The sequence below is a fragment of the Bradyrhizobium sp. SZCCT0148 genome, assembly GCF_018129985.1.
GTDB classification, from domain to species: Bacteria; Pseudomonadota; Alphaproteobacteria; order Rhizobiales; family Xanthobacteraceae; genus Bradyrhizobium; species Bradyrhizobium japonicum_H.
In genome coordinates, this window is sequence record NZ_JAFCKT010000025.1 from 23,210 (window position 1) to 38,924 (window position 15,715).

General features: G+C 58.8%; 11 protein-coding genes and 2 pseudogenes. 5 read left to right on the top strand and 8 right to left on the bottom strand.

All coding sequences use genetic code 11. The features are described from left to right. Positions 1 to 7: 7 nt before the first annotated feature. Both rfbD and rfbC read right to left on the bottom strand, forming a co-directional pair. Entirely contained in the window at positions 8 to 904 is an 897-nt protein-coding gene (rfbD, locus tag JQ580_RS32590; protein ID WP_212285299.1) for a dTDP-4-dehydrorhamnose reductase, read from the bottom strand. Continuing rightward, the gene (gene rfbC / locus JQ580_RS32595) at positions 904 to 1,458 is read right to left on the bottom strand and encodes a dTDP-4-dehydrorhamnose 3,5-epimerase (protein ID WP_212285301.1); all 555 of its coding nucleotides are present in this window, start codon (positions 1,456 to 1,458) and stop codon (positions 904 to 906) included. The genes rfbD and rfbC overlap by 1 nt, the downstream gene beginning before the upstream one ends. A 128-nt stretch (positions 1,459 to 1,586) precedes the next feature. On the opposite strand from rfbC, the gene rfbA reads away from it, so the two are divergent. The 3 genes from rfbA to JQ580_RS32610 are packed head-to-tail and all read left to right on the top strand — an operon-like array spanning position 1,587 to position 6,689. After that, positions 1,587 to 2,471, top strand: coding sequence for a glucose-1-phosphate thymidylyltransferase RfbA (gene rfbA / locus JQ580_RS32600; RefSeq protein ID WP_212285303.1), 885 nt, complete (start codon positions 1,587 to 1,589; stop codon positions 2,469 to 2,471). Positions 2,472 to 2,486: 15 nt separating this feature from the next. Then, the gene (gene rfbB / locus JQ580_RS32605) at positions 2,487 to 3,551 is read left to right on the top strand and encodes a dTDP-glucose 4,6-dehydratase (RefSeq protein WP_212285305.1); all 1,065 of its coding nucleotides are present in this window, start codon (positions 2,487 to 2,489) and stop codon (positions 3,549 to 3,551) included. Between the two features lie 33 nt (positions 3,552 to 3,584). Beyond that, positions 3,585 to 6,689, top strand: a complete 3,105-nt coding sequence (locus JQ580_RS32610) for an efflux RND transporter permease subunit (RefSeq protein WP_212285307.1) — start codon at positions 3,585 to 3,587, stop codon at positions 6,687 to 6,689. A 600-nt stretch (positions 6,690 to 7,289) separates the two neighbouring features. Here JQ580_RS32610 and JQ580_RS32615 read toward each other — a convergent pair. The 5 genes and pseudogenes from JQ580_RS32615 to JQ580_RS32635 all read right to left on the bottom strand — a co-directional run. Further along, positions 7,290 to 8,741, bottom strand: coding sequence for a DUF535 family protein (locus tag JQ580_RS32615; protein WP_212285309.1), 1,452 nt, complete (start codon positions 8,739 to 8,741; stop codon positions 7,290 to 7,292). Between the two features lie 83 nt (positions 8,742 to 8,824). Further along, positions 8,825 to 9,412, bottom strand: a complete 588-nt coding sequence (locus JQ580_RS32620; RefSeq protein ID WP_212285311.1) for a class I SAM-dependent methyltransferase — start codon at positions 9,410 to 9,412, stop codon at positions 8,825 to 8,827. Positions 9,413 to 9,961: 549 nt separating this feature from the next. After that, the gene (locus tag JQ580_RS32625) at positions 9,962 to 10,531 is read right to left on the bottom strand and encodes a hypothetical protein (protein ID WP_212285313.1); all 570 of its coding nucleotides are present in this window, start codon (positions 10,529 to 10,531) and stop codon (positions 9,962 to 9,964) included. Further along, positions 10,528 to 11,715, bottom strand: a complete 1,188-nt coding sequence (locus tag JQ580_RS32630; protein WP_212285315.1) for an ERF family protein — start codon at positions 11,713 to 11,715, stop codon at positions 10,528 to 10,530. The genes JQ580_RS32625 and JQ580_RS32630 overlap by 4 nt, the downstream gene beginning before the upstream one ends. Beyond that, positions 11,699 to 12,415 (bottom strand): annotated as a pseudogene (locus JQ580_RS32635) (YqaJ viral recombinase family protein); the annotation flags it as partial. The gene JQ580_RS32630 and the pseudogene JQ580_RS32635, both read right to left, overlap by 17 nt. A 245-nt stretch (positions 12,416 to 12,660) precedes the next feature. On the opposite strand from JQ580_RS32635, the gene JQ580_RS32640 reads away from it, so the two are divergent. Further along, positions 12,661 to 13,314, top strand: coding sequence for a PEP-CTERM sorting domain-containing protein (locus JQ580_RS32640; RefSeq protein ID WP_212285317.1), 654 nt, complete (start codon positions 12,661 to 12,663; stop codon positions 13,312 to 13,314). 602 nt (positions 13,315 to 13,916) lie between these two features. Continuing rightward, on the top strand, positions 13,917 to 14,159 hold the full coding sequence (locus JQ580_RS32645; RefSeq protein ID WP_212285319.1) for a hypothetical protein: 243 nt from the start codon (positions 13,917 to 13,919) through the stop codon (positions 14,157 to 14,159). A gap of 438 nt (positions 14,160 to 14,597) precedes the next feature. On the opposite strand, the pseudogene JQ580_RS34400 reads toward JQ580_RS32645, so the two are convergent. Then, positions 14,598 to 14,705 (bottom strand): annotated as a pseudogene (locus JQ580_RS34400) (PEPxxWA-CTERM sorting domain-containing protein); the annotation flags it as partial. Between the last annotated feature and the right edge of the window lie 1,010 nt (positions 14,706 to 15,715).

Below are 15,715 nucleotides of genomic sequence, written 5' to 3' on the forward strand. Positions count from 1 at the left end.
CTCGCGCTCAGGCCTTCGTGGCCAGCTGCCCGCATTCGCGCGCGAGGGCCTCGGTCCAGGGCGTCACCTCCAGGCCGAACACCTCGCCGAGCCGTGCGAGACTCAGCCGCGAATTCGCCGGGCGCCGGGCTTTCGTCGGGTATTCCGCGGTCGCGATCGGCACGATCCGCCGGCATTTGAGCGCCGCGCCGCGCGCCCGCATTTGCTCGACGATCGCGCTCGCAAAGCCGTGCCAGCTGGTCTCGCCGCCGCAGGCGACGTTCAGGACGCCGCCACGGCTCTTGAGCAGGCGGGCGGGATCGCCTTGCGCGGCATTCAGCACCGCAGCGATGGTGTCGGCAATCACCCGCGCCGAGGTCGGCGCGCCGATCTGGTCGGCGACGATTCGCAGCTCGTCGCGCTCCCCGGCGAGGCGGATCATGGTGTTGAGGAAGTTGGCGCCCGTCGCGGCATAGACCCAGGAGGTCCGCACGATCAGATGCGCCGGCACAGCCTCCATGACCGCCCGGTCGCCGGCGAGCTTGCTCGCGCCATACGCGGAGAGGGGATTTGGTTCGCTGTCCTCGCGCCAGGGCGCGGTGCCCGAGCCGTCGAACACGTAGTCGGTCGAGAGGTGGATCATCGGCACGCCGTGCCGCGCGGCCCATGCCGCCATCGCCGCCGGCGCCTCGGCGTTCGCCCTGAACGCGAGCTCGCGCTCGTCCTCGGCGCGGTCGACGGCGGTGTAGGCGGCCGGATTGACGATCAGGTCGGGCCTGCAGGCATCGAGCGCACCGGCCAGCGCATCAGGCCGCGACAGATCGAACGAAGCGCGCCCGGGCGCGAAAACGCTGCCCTGCAGCTCCAGCAGCGGCAACAAGGCCGCCCCGACCTGCCCGCTCGTGCCCGTCAGCAGGATGCGCATCAGACCTGCCCGTAGACCGGCAGGTTCTCGACATCCGCCAGCAGCGGGGCGGCGGCGTCCTTGGCGGACAGCGAGGGCGTCTCGACCTTCCAGTCGATCCCGATCGCGGGGTCGTTCCAGCGCACGGCGATCTCGTCCTGCGGACTGTAATAATCGTCGCATTTGTAGAAGAAATCGGCCGTGTCGGACAGCACCGAGAAGCCGTGGGCAAAGCCCCGCGGCACCCAGAGCTGGCGGCGGTTCTCCTCGCTGAGCTCGACGGCGACGTGCCTGCCGAAGGTCGGGCTGCCGCGGCGAACGTCGACCGCGATATCCAGCACGCGGCCCCTTAGCACGCTGACCAGCTTGCCCTGCGTGTTCGGATTTTGCAGATGCAGCCCGCGAACCACGCCGCGTCCGGACCGTGACAGGTTGTCCTGCACCAGCGGCCGTGTCAGACCATGCTCGGCGTAGCGCGCAAACCGGTATGTCTCGAGGAAGAACCCACGCTGGTCGCCGAACAGTTTCGGTTCCAAAATCAGGACCCCGTCCAGCTCCGTTTTAAAGACCTGCATCACTCCAAATCGCCTAAACAGGGTTGATCGACCAAATCGGCCGAGACGGGATTTACCGTGTAAACGTACCAGACTTGTGCGGCGCGCACTATTTGATAGTTTCTGCTTGGTTAAATCTGCGAGGGGCCATGAAAGGGATCATTTTAGCCGGCGGGACCGGTTCGCGGCTCTATCCGGTGACGACAGTGGTCTCCAAGCAGTTGCTGCCGGTGTTCGACAAGCCGATGATCTACTATCCGCTGACGACGCTGATGCTGGCCGGCATTCGTGACATCCTCATCATCACGACCCCGCCCGACAAGCCGCTGTTCGAACGGCTGCTCGGCGACGGCAGCGGCTTCGGCCTGAAGCTGTCCTATGCGACACAGGATTCGCCGCGCGGCCTTGCCGACGCCTTCATCGTGGGCCGCGATTTCGTCGGCGACAGCGCGGTCGCATTGATCCTGGGCGATAACATCTTCTACGGCCACGGCCTGCCCGACATGCTCGCCAAGGCCGCCGCGCGGCGGCGCGGGGCGACCGTGTTCGGCTATACGGTCAAGTCTCCCGAGCAATACGGCGTCGTCGCGTTCGACGGAGCGGGCAAGGCGCTCTCGATCGAGGAGAAGCCGACGCAGCCGAAGTCGAACGTGGCCGTGACGGGTCTTTATTTTTACGACAATGACGTGCTGGACATCGCAGCCAACGTCCGTCCCTCGGCCCGCGGCGAGATCGAGATCACCGACGTCAACAACGCCTACCTGGCGCGCGGCGATCTGTTCGTCGAAGTGCTCGGCCGCGGCTTTGCCTGGCTCGACACCGGCACGCACGCCTCCCTGGTCGAAGCCAGTCATTTCGTGCAGATCCTGGAGCAGCGGCAAGGCACGCGCATCGCCTGCCCGGAGGAGATCGCGCTTCGGAAGGGCTACATTTCGCTCAGCGACTTCAAGAAAGTGGCGGAGAAGACCGCGAAGAGCAGCTATGGCGAATATTTGCAGGCCGTCGCCCGATCGTTCGGCGAAGAACCAGTTTGATCGAGGATTTTTCAGGTGCGGTTCGAAAGGACTACGATTTTCGTAACGGGTGGCGCAGGTTTCATCGGCTCGGCGGTGATCCGCCATCTGCTGCGCGACACAGCTGCACGCATCGTCAACATCGACAAGCTAACTTACGCCGCCAATCTTGCCTCGCTGCCCGGTGCGGCCGAAGATCCGCGCTACGCCTTCGAACGGCAATGCATTTGCGAGGCGGAGCCGCTGCGAAAGCTGTTCGAGAAATATCAGCCCGACGCCGTCATGAACCTTGCGGCAGAAAGCCATGTCGATCGCTCGATCGACGGCCCGGCCGAGTTCATCCAGACCAACATCGTCGGCACCTTCACGCTCCTTCAGGAAGCGCTGCGCCATTGGCGCTCGCTCTCGCCGGAGCGGCGCGCGCGATTTCGTTTCCTGCACATCTCCACCGACGAGGTGTTCGGATCGCTCGGCGCCGAGGGCCTGTTCACCGAGACAACCGCCTACGCGCCCAATTCGCCTTACTCAGCGAGCAAAGCCTCTTCGGATCACCTTGTGAGAGCGTGGCGCGAGACCTACGAGTTACCGACCTTGGTGACGAACTGCTCGAATAATTACGGCCCCTATCATTTTCCTGAGAAGCTCATCCCTCACATCATCATCAAGGGGTTGGCCGGGGAATCCCTGCCGGTCTATGGCGACGGCCAGAACGTGCGGGACTGGCTGTTCGTCGAGGATCACGCGAAGGCGCTGGCGCTCGTTCTGGAACGCGGCGGCGTCGGCGAAACTTACAACGTCGGCGGCCGCAATGAGCGGACCAATCTCCACGTCGTTCAAAGCATCTGCGATCTCCTAGATGAACAGGTCCCCACAGGTGACGGCGCGCGTCGGCGGCTGATCTCCTTCGTAAAGGACCGGCCAGGCCATGATCGCCGCTATGCGATCGATGCGTCAAAGCTTGAGGAAGACCTCGGCTGGCGGGCGGAAGAAAGCTTCGAAACGGGACTGGCCAAGACTGTTCGCTGGTACTGCGAGAACAAGCATTGGTGGCAGGCGATCCTGGACGGCGGCTATCAAAAAGCGCGTCTCGGAACCGGCTGACATTTTCCTCCGTGAAGTAGCGACGTAAAACGGATGCCGTCGATCTCACAACCGTTCATTCGGCGGCCCGTCGGCACCACACTGCTTTCAATCGGGCTGCTGCTCCTTGGCGTTGTGGCTTACCGGTTCTTGCCGGTGGCGTCCGTGCCCAACGTCGACTTCCCCACCATTTTCGTTTACGCGTTTCGCCCGGGTGCAGACCCTTCAATCATGGCAAGCACCGTGGCCGCACCGCTCGAGCGGCGGCTTGGCGAAATCGCGGGCGTCAACCAGATCACCTCCACCAGCACGCTCGGTCTAACCAGCGTGCTCCTTCAGTTCGACATCGGCCGGAGCCTTGATCGCGCTGCGAGGGACGTTCAAGCCGCGATCAACGCTTCGCTGCCTGATCTACCGAGCGACCTTCCCTCACTTCCACGTTTTGGGAAGGCCAATACCTCCGGCGCCCCGGTTTACGTCCTCGCGCTCACATCCAAAACACTCTCAACCAGCGCTCTCTACGACGTCGCCGACACCGTCCTTCTACAACGGATCGCGCAGGTGCCAGGCGTTGGCAATGTTACGGTCAGCGGGGCCGATCAGCCGGCGGTGCGAATTCAGCTCAACCCTGTAGCACTCTCGATGGCCGGAATTTCGACCGATGACATCCGAACCGCGATCATCAATGCTAACCCGCTCGGCCCCGTAGGCATTTTCAATGGCGAGCGCCAGAGCGAGACTCTGTCGCTCAATCGCCAAATGCGCACAGCGGCGGAATTTTGCGACATCGTCATCAAGAGCGCAAACGGCAATTTTGTGCGGCTCTCCGACGTCGGTAATATCGAAGATTCTGTGAAGAACGTGCGTTCGGTTGCCTGGTTCAACAAGCAACCGGCAGTTCTGATCGAGATCAGAAAGCAAGGCGATGCTAACGTCATTGATACGGTCGACGGGGTCAAAGCGCTGATTCCAGACCTGAAACAGTGGATACCAGCCGGCGTCGAAGTTTCCACTCTGGTCGACCGCACCGGGACGATCCGCGCCAGCGTGAGGGACATGCAGTGGACGCTCTTGGCAACAGCGTTCCTTGTCATGATCGTCGTGTTCGTGTTCCTGCGCCGGCCCACGCCAACGATAGCGGCCGGCATTTCGGTGCCGCTGGCGCTGGCTGGGACCTGCGCCGGCATGTGGGTCGCAGGCTTCTCGATCGACAATCTGTCTCTGATGGCGCTCGCGATCTCCGTTGGCTTCGTAGTCGACGACGCCATCGTCATGATCGAGAACATGTACAGCAACCTCGAGCGCGGCATGCAGCCGCTCCAAGCAGCGCAGGAGGGCGCCCGGCAGATCGGCTTTACCGTGGTCTCTATCAGCCTATCCCTGATCGCCGCCTTCACCCCTCTAATCTTCATGGACGGCATTGTCGGCCGCCTGCTGCGCGAATTCTCACTGACGCTGACCTTTGCGATTCTGGTCTCGACCCTGGTATCGCTAACGGTCACGCCGATGATCTGCGCGCATTACATCCGGCAGACCACTTCCGGCGATGCAACATTACTCGACCGCATCGTCGAGGGCTCGCTGTCGCGCATCGTTACGTTCTACGCTCGCACCCTGGGTGCCGCGCTCGAATTCCCCTTGCTGACGCTTCTGGTTTTTTTCGCAACCATTGCGCTGACGGTCGCGCTCTACATCAAAATCCCGAAAGGTTACTTCCCGACCGACGATTCAGGCTTCGTTATCGGTGCCACTCGCGCCTCCGCCGACACATCGTTCCAAACGATGCTGGGCTTGCAACAACAGCTTGCCGACATTGTTCTCGCCGATCCGGCCGTGGCCGGTCTTGGCTCGGTCGTCGGGAGCGGCGGAGGCCCTGGAGGCCAAGGCGCAAACCGCGGCACCATGTTCATCAACTTGAGGCCACCAGCGCAGCGCGGGTTTGTCTCAACTGAAACCGTGATCGATCGATTGCGTCGCGCTCTCTATCCGGTCCCCGGGATTCGCCTTTTCATGTTTGCCACCCAGGACGTTCGTGCCGGAGGGCGGCAAAGCGACTCCAACTATCAATACACGATCGCGAGCACCGATCTTGGCTTGTTGCAGCAATGGGCTCCCATTGTGGCCAAACGCATGGAGAGCGTCGAAGGTATCACCGATATCTCCAGCGATCGCGATTCAAACGGATTGCAGCTAACGCTCTCCATCGATCGCCAGAAGGCCTCGATGCTCGGCGTCCGGGTTCAGGACATCGACAACGCGCTGAACAATGCGTTCTCGCAGCGTCAAATTTCGACCATCTACACCCAGCGCAACCAGTACATGATCGTGCTGGAGATCGACCCCAAATTTCAGGTCGACCCGTCCAACCTCGATCGCATCTATGTCCACGGCGCGAACAATACGCAGGTGCCGCTATCGGCTGTGGTGCACGCAACGCGGGGGCTCGCCGCACTTGCCGTCCAACACTCGCAATCGTTCCCCTCGACCACAGTATCGTTCAATCTGCTGCCCGACGTGCCTCTTCAGGCTGCCACGAAAAATATCCAGCGCGCGGTCGATGAGTTGCATATGCCCGAGGGCATCCGCGGCAGCTTTGACGGAAGCGCCGGCGATTTTGCCAAGACGAGCGGCCGCCAACCACTCTTGATCCTCGGCGCGCTGGTGGCGATGTATATCGTGCTCGGCGTGCTCTACGAGAGCCTCGCCCATCCGCTCACGATCATCTCGACACTGCCCTCTGCCGGCCTCGGCGCGCTGCTTGCCTTGCAGATCACCAACACGCCTCTGACGGTGATTGCGTTCATTGGCATCATTCTATTGATCGGCATCGTCAAGAAGAACGGCATCATGATGGTGGATTTTGCGCTCGATGCCGAGCGCCAGCGTGGCCTGTCTTCGACGGAGGCGATATTCGAAGCCTGCCAGGCGCGTTTCCGCCCGATCCTGATGACGACCATGGCGGCGCTGTTCGCCGGCATTCCGCTGGTCGTCGCGACTGGACCGGGCACGGAGCTGCGGCGCCCGCTCGGCATCACCCTCATCGGCGGCCTGTTCGTCTCACAGATCCTGACGCTCTACACGACGCCGGTGATCTATCTCCTGATCGACCGGCTGCGGCGGTCGCATGCGCCCGATAAGACCATAGTGCCAGCGGAATGATGCTTCAATCCTCGGGCGACAAGGCGCGCCGAGCTAACTCCGAAGGCAGCTTCTTGTCGCCAAAATTGAGGTTTGCAAGGGTCCCGTACCGTCCGACGTCATTAGGATCGGGCGGCGAAGGGCAAGGACGCCAATGCCTGGGAAACCAATAATCATCATCACTCAAGTGGAAGCCACCGGAACTGCCGAGGAGGAGAAAACTTCGAATTGGTAATTGTGCCTTCGAAGGCAAAGTTCTCTAGCCCGTCGAGCTTCGTCAGCGACGCAAAATTACCAGCATAGCTATACTGCGCACGTGTCAGTCCGCCTCGTTCAAAGATATCTGTTTGATTGGAGGCAGCGGCTGATATTGCGATATGTCCAAGGGCAGGATCGACGTGAAACGATAAGACCCGTCAGATTCGCTGCCGTACCAAATCGCCCGCAAGTATTTTCGCGGAGTAGGTTGAAGCGGTGAACATGAGCAGCACTCATAGAAAGCGTGCTACTCGAAACACACAAATCGACTTTCGCCGAAGCTAATCCCGTTTGATCGCAAATTTCGTCAGCGACCGGGATAGCGCGCCGCGACCGATCCAGCTCCTCACAGGCTTACTGATGTCAGCCCCGACGCTTGAACGCGCTCAGTTTGATAGACGCGAGCAAAAGTCGAGGTATCACCAATACTACCGTTGCCATAGCGCCGAAAGTCAGCAAATCCAGAATCTCCTGCCAACTCGAGATCGCAAAGCTGTATCGGGGTGGTAGATGCAGATAGTTAAGAGCCATTAGACAAACCGCACCGACTATTAGTGTTACACGCGTTCCGAGACAAAGAGAACTTATGAACACAATGATCAGATAGATTTTGAAAATCCTCCCCAGCGCTCTGTCCGCATCTAATTGGATATCAACTACAACGCCCAAGGCGAGCAGCGTCATCGCCAGTCCGGCACGAACGGCTAGAGAACTCCGCCTGAGCTGAGCCAGCAGCTCTATTCGTTCGCCAGCTCTCTTTGGGATATTCCCCTTAAGTATCCAGTAGCTCGCATGGACGAAAGCCAAGCCAGCCGCAAATCCAATCCAGGTTCCCCCCATAAAGTTCGTGGACGCTAAAACGAATATAGCGCCTGCGTAGGCCAGAAACCGCAGCAGCGTATCCAGGCTCCTGACGTCACCTTGCTGAAGCTCGCCTTTAGGGGGAGGCCTTTCCAAGCGCTGCTTCACTAGGCGTTCGGACAATCGGTCCTCAATATCCAAAAACATTGCGCTACGCTTTCGATATTGACTCCTTTTCTTGGCGGGAATCTCATCTTCTGCCCTGGTCGAAAATCCAAGGGGCAAAGCGTAAAACCCGTGGCCATCATATTGGCCGCCGCGCTCCTGCCAGATTTCATTATAAGCCAGCGTGAATCCGTCGCTCTTTCCGGAAAGGGGATGGTTGTCTTGAGCTACGGCTAGGATGTGATTAACGCCGATGACCTTGCAAAACACCTTGAAGACCTCAAGGATGAAATCTCTAGGGCGAACACCATGGGCACATTTTGTGAAGCGCCTGTAGCGCTCGAGAACATCCTCCTCATCCTGAACCTGCCGTCGCCCCTGAATTCCGCCGATGAATGCATTTCGTCCAGCTGCGTCCGCCCGCAACGAGAAGCTAACACTGAAGATTCGGTCTGGGCCTTCCCACAAACTCAAGGCAAGCTGACCTTCCTTAAGCAACCATCGCGGCTGATCAAGACTGATCCTGTAATCATACCCCTCGGGCAACTCGATCAGATCGGTGACAACGTCCGCCTCTGCACTTAGCGCGCCTCCAATTGCCTCAACCGTTTCGACATGGCTTATCGCAGTATTGACTTTTGTTGCAGCATCCCAATTCGCAGAAATGAACCGGCCGTAAACGATCTCGATGATCTCCGGACGAGCACGAATATACCGACCAAGCGCACTTGCTCGCCGCGCAAGCAGTAATGGCTTTAGAAGATGAGCGTGTCTCAAAATTGCGAGGCCGAGCGCAACGCCGCTCACAATCTTCGTATTAGCTATACGTGAGACAAAATAAGAGAACATGGACCGCCTATGTAATCGGCACATATCAAGCAGGGGCGCGGTTTCCTACGGAGCCCGGTTCACCAAGACACGGAGAGTAAACTTCAGACGGAATAATTAAGGGCCACCCACCCCCCGCCATGAGCGACAGGCTGCCAGCCGCAACTTCTAAATTCGTGGATGTGAATGGGATTTGAGTAGACAATGAAAATTGGGCGGCGTTCACTTTCGTAAGTCGAACGCAAGTGCAAAGCAACTTTTCGAACTACATGGGAATCGAATGGGTTGTAGAGGTATACGAGAGCTGCGCCAGGAGGCAAAACAAACTGCGCTGCGTCTCCGACAACAACTTGCACGTCCCCTCGTAGCCCTTGGTTAGCTGCAACACTGACGTTCTTGCGAGCGGCTTCAACGAACGATGGCACAAAATCCACTCCAATGATCGCCTTGAAAGGAAATTGAGCGGCAAGAATAAGGGCTCTGCCCTTGCCACAGCCGAGATCGATGAAATTGAACTCTGAAAGCGGCAGATCAAGCGTCTGCATTATTTGACTGAATTGCGCTGGCTCGGTCGCAATGTGCGCAAGGCCATGCTTTGCATTATCACCAACGATGCCGCCTTGGTCCGCGAGATTCTGTACTCCTCCCGTATCAGTACCAAATCGTCGGTCAAATTCGGCATCTTCCTCCATCTTACGCTTTCGCCAAGCAGTGATTGACCGGTCCTGGAAGCCTAGTCGCCTAAGCACGCGACTAGTTAACTCCCGGAAACCGAACTCCGTATGCACCACCTTTGCGCGATGTAGATAGAATGATAGACTTTCCGCAATGCTCGGCCGCCTCATTAGACTGTCTCGCGTTTTAATCAATTTCTGATTGTGCGGCGGCGAATGAGCCTTCACAAGGCGCTCGAGCGAGTTTCTCAATCGTCGGTTAACCGAAAGGTTCTCACAGAGCCACTTGCTTTTGCTGGCGTGACGCACCGCACAAGAGTGGGGGGCTGGGCTCGCCGCCGGCAAAAATAACGCGGATTGCGCATAGGTTAGTGGTCCTGCAAGGCCTGCCGCGAGGAAATGTTCAACTCGGATCGGTGCTCTATTTACCAATCGGAACATCGCCCGCCAACCTTCGTCGATAGGGCGCGCTGCGGCGGGGCCGTACATTTTCCGCTCTTCTGCTCGTCGGCGGCGAAAGAATGCAATGCACCTGGCCTTGACTCGCGTGTCCGCCCGGAGCCTTTTTCACTGCGGCGGATTCACCGTCTTAGAAGATCGTGCCCGAGATATTTCGCGAAGCAAGCTGATGCGGTGGAAAGAGGCTGAATGGATCAGCCCTTCAAAGAATGCGTACTGCTCGCGGACCTGCAGATAGACTTCCATACTGATAGATGTTTGATCAAAACCGTAGGCCAGGAGGCGACGGTCGATTTCACCCGTGCTTTTGGGATCGACTCGCCAGTCGAGTACATTCTTTGCGATACGCGCTCTCGCGACCCCCTTTGTGCGCTCGTCGATGCCGACAAGATCAATTTCGCTCAAAGCCATTTCGACAGCTCGATGCCGGAATGCCTTAAGCAGCTTGTGACGCAGCGACCGGTAGCGACGAATTTCCCAAGACAGCTCCGCTACGTCGAATGCCAGCAAGCACTCGATCGCAGATCTCGGCGCGATATCGCCGAGAACGATGCTCTGAAGGGCGTCATACTGTTCGCGGCTTTCTCCAGGCAACAGAAGAGGCTCAGGTCGGAGGACCTTCAGCTCCTCTGGCACAACGTAGCTTGGGCTTAATGCGATCTGGAACGGTCCGTTCATCTTGCCGGCGTCTCCACTGCACTCCGTGGTTCTGCGTACGACGGCGACGCGTTTCCGTTTGCATGAACCGGGCTGGTGGCCCAGAGGTCCCGCGCAGCAGGCAGCGGATCGACCTGCATATCCGCCCACCACGCCTTTTCATTGCCTATTCGGTGCAGGGCCTGATGGTGGGACCGACACAGAGGAACGGTAAACTCGTCACTGACCTTGCGCCCGAGCGCGCGCGGTTGCGCGAATTTGAGATGGTGCGCATCCACCGGGGTCCGCTTACAGATGAGACACGGCAATCCGCGGACGAAACTGAGGTGTGCCTTGCTTCTTTTCCGAGGCTCCTTGGGAAAAGCAAGGCTGCCGCCTGGATCCGGAAACCGGTGGTGCAGTTCGGCTGCAGACAACCTCAGATCAGGCGGCATTAGCGGGTGGGATGCGGCCTCCTTCGCCGGTGAGGTTAGATGGGTCTCGAGCTCGGCTTCCGCACCGATTGTCTCCGAAAGTCTGCCCGCATATGCGGCCTCCAAAGCTCTCGCATCCGCCTCGAGAAGTCTATTCTTAAGAGGGAGCGTCGCTTTGGCCCAAGCAAGGAGGCTATCCTGGCTGTTGCCTGCCACTTGTGTGGCGAGCTCCGTCAGCAGGCGGTTCAGTAGTTCCGCGGAGCGCTCGGAAGGCAGGATAGGGGGTCGGTTCAAGACGCTCCTCAGCGGCTTTCCTTGTGGCCCGGAGGCCGTTTGTGGCTTAGCGGCGGCGGACGACCCGGCTATGGCATCGGGGGCGTCCAGGTCGTCCTCTCCGGCGATACCGACCAGGGCGAACAGGGCATAGCGCCGGGCGTAGGTCAGTGCGGCGCCCATCCGGTGTGGAGCCTCGATGTCCTTGGAGGGACAGACCGGCCAGTCCGAGGAGAACCATTCGCCGGAGGCGTGAGCCAGTAGGGTTGTGAGAAGGATTTGGCCGGTAGGCTGATCAATCCGAGTGGTCTGGATGGTGGCGATTTCCTGCTGGCTCAGGGTCCTGCGGACGATGTCGAGGCCGCTCGCGAGGGACGCATAACGAAAGCTCCGGTCCTCCTCGCGAGGGAATGGTGACCGAATGACCGCGGTCATCGTCTTCTCGGGGTTCATCAACTCGGCCTGCGCCCGCGCAAGGGCGGCAGCGATGGTCCCGATGCGCTCACTGGATTGGTGCATGAACCACCTCCGCCACAGCTTGGGCCTCGAAACTCACCGCCCCCGACCTGGAGCGTTTGGCCCTGATTCCATGACCCGCCGCCTCCTTGGCATCCTCCGGCACGAGTTTCTTCAGGTCCGCCTTGGCCGCTTCGTGCTCGCTATGGGCTTCTCGGGTTCGGAGGTAAACCGCTGCGAGATCGGCCCACAGGTTCGAGCTAGCCATGTCGACGATCTTGACCGCCTCCAACCTTGGCCGGGGCGTCTCGATATTGAAGAGGATGGGCTGCTCACCGCTTTGAACGCAACGCCAGAACTTCTTTTCCGCCGTGAGGAGGAGATGCTGATAGAGAGGATCCGCGTGAACCTTGATCTCGACCCACTTGCCGCCTCCGGTGATGATCGAAAGTACGGCGTTGCGCGCGGCCGTCACCCACATGTTGTGCTGTAGCTGCGCCATATGCTTTTCCGCCGCGGCTTCCTCGCTAAACGACCACGGCAGCATGAACTTTGCTTCAAAAACCGCCCCTGTCTGTTCGACGACGCCGTCCAGGGTCGCGCCCATCCATTTGTGTACCGGATGACGAATTCGCTTTTGGACGTCCTTGATGGTTTGGCCGGATGATCGTTGATACCAAGCTCGGTTGAGCACCTCTGTCACAGTCCCAAGCTGAACAATGAGATTACCGGTGAGGTCTTCGAGAGGCGATCTTGCCCCTCGATCCTAACCGCAGCGCCTCGCCGTCTATCGAACCGTCCCCGGACCCTCCATTCAATGCGAGGTCTGGGTCAATGAGCGGCCCCCTGCATCAGGCGGGACAACCATTCGAGACTCAGCAAGTCGACATTTTGCTCAGCACCAGCAGCCAACACCTAGTGCCCCGGGGTCACCCGGTCTTGATGGGGCGGAATGAACATGCAACACTGGGAATACATCACAAGAGATTCGTTAACCTTGAGGAATTTATGAAAGCTCTCTTTCTGGCCGCCGCCGCTATTGCGATGGCATCAAGCGCTGCATCGGCTTCCGTGCTCGTCGTCGATTTCGAGAATTCGAACGTGAGCGCTGGCCAGTATTCCTACGCCCCCGACAGCGCTGCGTATTCTCAGCCCTCGGGAAGTTCGGCATCGGTTCCCGGCGTCGGTTTCTCGGGTACCTCGGGAGTCCAGAATAACGCTCCTGCGTGGGGCTTCCCGGCCGCCCCGGGTTCGGGCACGAACGCGGCCTTTCTTCAGAGTTATTCCGGCTTGAACCTTGGCGTGATCACCATCGATACTGGCTCCCTCATGGCTGGCCAGAGCTACACGGTGACCTTCGACAGTGTTGCGCGGCCGGGCTCCGGGGCGGATCCGTTCACTATAAGCTATAATGGTCTCTCGAAGACCATTGATCCAGGTTTGTCGTGGGCTTCGTCGACTTGGAGCTTCGTGGCTATCGCCGGCCAGAACCTGGTCTTCTCGGCCACGCGCATTGATGGTGACCACGCGAGCGGCCTCGACAATATTGCTATTACGGCAATCCCTGAGCCCTCCACATGGGCGCTCATGATCCTGGGCTTTGCCGGCCTAGGCTTCTTGGGGTACCGGCGCCGAGTTCATAGCGCCTCGCTCTCTGTTTAGGCGCTTGGACAGACTGCTCGATATCAGGAAGACCGCCCTCTGGGCGGTCTTTTCCGTTTCCATACCGATTGGCGCTCTTCGGTTGCCGGAAGCAGCCGCTTGTTCGATCTAGTAACATCACGGTTCGCCATTACTACTCCAGGCGAGAGGAGAGATGACGGCGCGACTCGAAGTGGCCGCTTCCACTTTGGACCGTCCCCCCGTCGTCTTTCTGTCGATGAGACGTTTAGCGTCTGTTCTTCCCGAGCAATCGTCTAATCATGTCAATCGCCGCAACGAAAACAGGAACGAGTGAGAAGCATGCACCTGAAACAAGGGAGACCGCGGTTTGCCACGGTGTCCGGGGATGATCCTCTTGCAAGTGTCGTTGTCCGACAGTTCTGTCATTCTCAAGAGGGTATAGCCTATCAGATTTGGACTTGGACTTGCGCGGCGGAATGACCAACACCACAAAGAGGACATTGATCGCAATCCAAATGATCACCAAAGTAATGACGACCCGGAGCATGAAAATTGCCCTCTTCCAGGTAGTACTGAAATCAATTGAGTAGAGGGGCGGAAGCGGCTGAGGTCAGTTTGCCCCACCCGTGGAATCGTCTTGCTTGCCATTCCGCATTGCGGAGACGATTTTCTTTGCAAGGATTGGGATTGGAGCAGCAGCGATCGTCGGCGTATCGCTCTTCTGGGCTTCCGCCCGCAGCATCTTCGAGAATGCCCTGAGCGTCAGTCTTGGCGTCTTCAATGCCGCATTGGCCCGAGAGAAAAACATGGCGCTATCTTTCAATGAAAGGAAGAAGTGTAACCTGGGAACGCCGCCCGTCAATCAGGGCTCATGGCTTGGATGAGCTTTGGCGCTTGTGAGCAAAGCACGTTCGCAGCGCATCACCTTTCCCGACGACGTTGCACGACCCGCTGACAAAGTGTTCGGCCATTCAATAAGATGAGCAGCCACCCTGCCGTCCCAACGGTGTTAGCCGCAACATAAGTAACGTCGTGCACTCTCTCAGACATGCCTTGTGCTAACCGGCGCGACCTTCGATTGCATTTCAATCCGTGCGTAAACCTTAATCGCCGGCGCTGCGCATGGACCGCTGGGCCGACTTGAACATTCGTGCCGGTGGCTCCGCTGTGATGTCACCGACTGGAAGCGTGAAAGGCTTCACCACACGACCGCTGCACGAGGTGGATCCGGCTATCCATTGAGCACGACGGCACATAAAGGACTGCGATACAAAAAAAGACCGCCCAGAGGCGGTCTTTCTGCATGCTCAAGTAGATGGCGATCAGGCCGCGGTGAGCGCCGACGCCTGGTTGCGGCGGCGATAGGCCATGAAACCGAGACCAGCAAAGCCAAGGATCATCATGGCCCAGGTGGACGGCTCAGGCACCGGCGACGTGAAGGCGAATTCGAAAGCGGTCTCATTCGTGCTGAACGTGATGTCGGTGGCGCTGTTAAGCTTCAGGCCGAGCAGGTATCCAGACGGATTGTTCTGGGAGTTGAAGGTGGGGCCAAGGCCAGCCGTCGTGAGGCTATCGTTGCCCAAAGTAATCGTATTGTCGCCATTCGGCGAACCCCAGACGACATACAGAACGCCGTCCTTAATGCTGCTCGCCAGGCTAGCGATGCTGAAGGTCACGGAGCCTGCATTGCCGATGTCCCACCAGGAATGTGCGTTGTCCGCAGTGCCAAAAGGACTCCAACCGCAGTTGCTAAGACCACAGCCACCAGGTTGGCCCGTCTCGATAGCTGCGATACCAAACGGATTCGAAGTTGGAGTGGGCTGAGCAAGGTTTGCAGCAAGCCCGTCAGATTGGCCATAGTTTGTGAAGACGATCGGGGCCGCATTCGCGCTGCCCGAAAGCCCGACCATTGCGGCAAAGGCCGCAGCAAATAAGCTGTTTCTCATGGAAACCCCTTTTAAATAATAAACAAGTAGCGGCACACCATAGCTTAAATAGGTATCTTAAAATGCGCAAGACCGGTTTAACAGGTGTCAAGCTTTCCGCTCCTTTACGCCATCTGACGTGAAAAGCAGGGCGGCGACGCCTTCAGCCGGGCAGACTTGGTCATCACCACAAATTAAATGACGATCGATGAGATAAATTAAAATATGCCGTTTAAGTGAGCAACGCAGGTAGTTGCCCCCCCGTCACAAGGGCTCAACCGCCCAACCCAATGCCGATCCCGTTATCCGTCTTCCAGTTGAGAGCCTTCGAAGCAGGATTTTAGGAAGGAACCCCGATGGATGCACGACCATGCGGCTCTTGCTGATGGTGCCACCGCCCTTTCCCGGCCAGATCATCCCCTGATCTAGCCTGCTTCTTCGTAAGCGCTGTTTCGGCCCCACCTTCCATTGAAGGCGTCGAGCGAGGAATGATCGATCTCTGATTGGAGATCGGC

What these genes read in the sequence shown, in the direction of transcription:
- rfbA (WP_212285303.1), top strand. Translation starts at nt 1,587, where the DNA reads ATGAAAGGGATCATTTTAGCCGGCGGGACCGGTTCGCGGCTCTATCCG.
- JQ580_RS32640 (WP_212285317.1), top strand. Translation starts at nt 12,661, where the DNA reads ATGAAAGCTCTCTTTCTGGCCGCCGCCGCTATTGCGATGGCATCAAGC.
- JQ580_RS32620 (WP_212285311.1), bottom strand. Translation starts at nt 9,412, where the DNA reads ATGGAGGAAGATGCCGAATTTGACCGACGATTTGGTACTGATACGGGA.
- rfbC (WP_212285301.1), bottom strand. Translation starts at nt 1,458, where the DNA reads ATGCAGGTCTTTAAAACGGAGCTGGACGGGGTCCTGATTTTGGAACCG.
- rfbD (WP_212285299.1), bottom strand. Translation starts at nt 904, where the DNA reads ATGCGCATCCTGCTGACGGGCACGAGCGGGCAGGTCGGGGCGGCCTTG.
- JQ580_RS32610 (WP_212285307.1), top strand. Translation starts at nt 3,585, where the DNA reads ATGCCGTCGATCTCACAACCGTTCATTCGGCGGCCCGTCGGCACCACA.
- JQ580_RS32630 (WP_212285315.1), bottom strand. Translation starts at nt 11,715, where the DNA reads ATGCACCAATCCAGTGAGCGCATCGGGACCATCGCTGCCGCCCTTGCG.
- JQ580_RS32625 (WP_212285313.1), bottom strand. Translation starts at nt 10,531, where the DNA reads ATGAACGGACCGTTCCAGATCGCATTAAGCCCAAGCTACGTTGTGCCA.
- JQ580_RS32615 (WP_212285309.1), bottom strand. Translation starts at nt 8,741, where the DNA reads ATGTTCTCTTATTTTGTCTCACGTATAGCTAATACGAAGATTGTGAGC.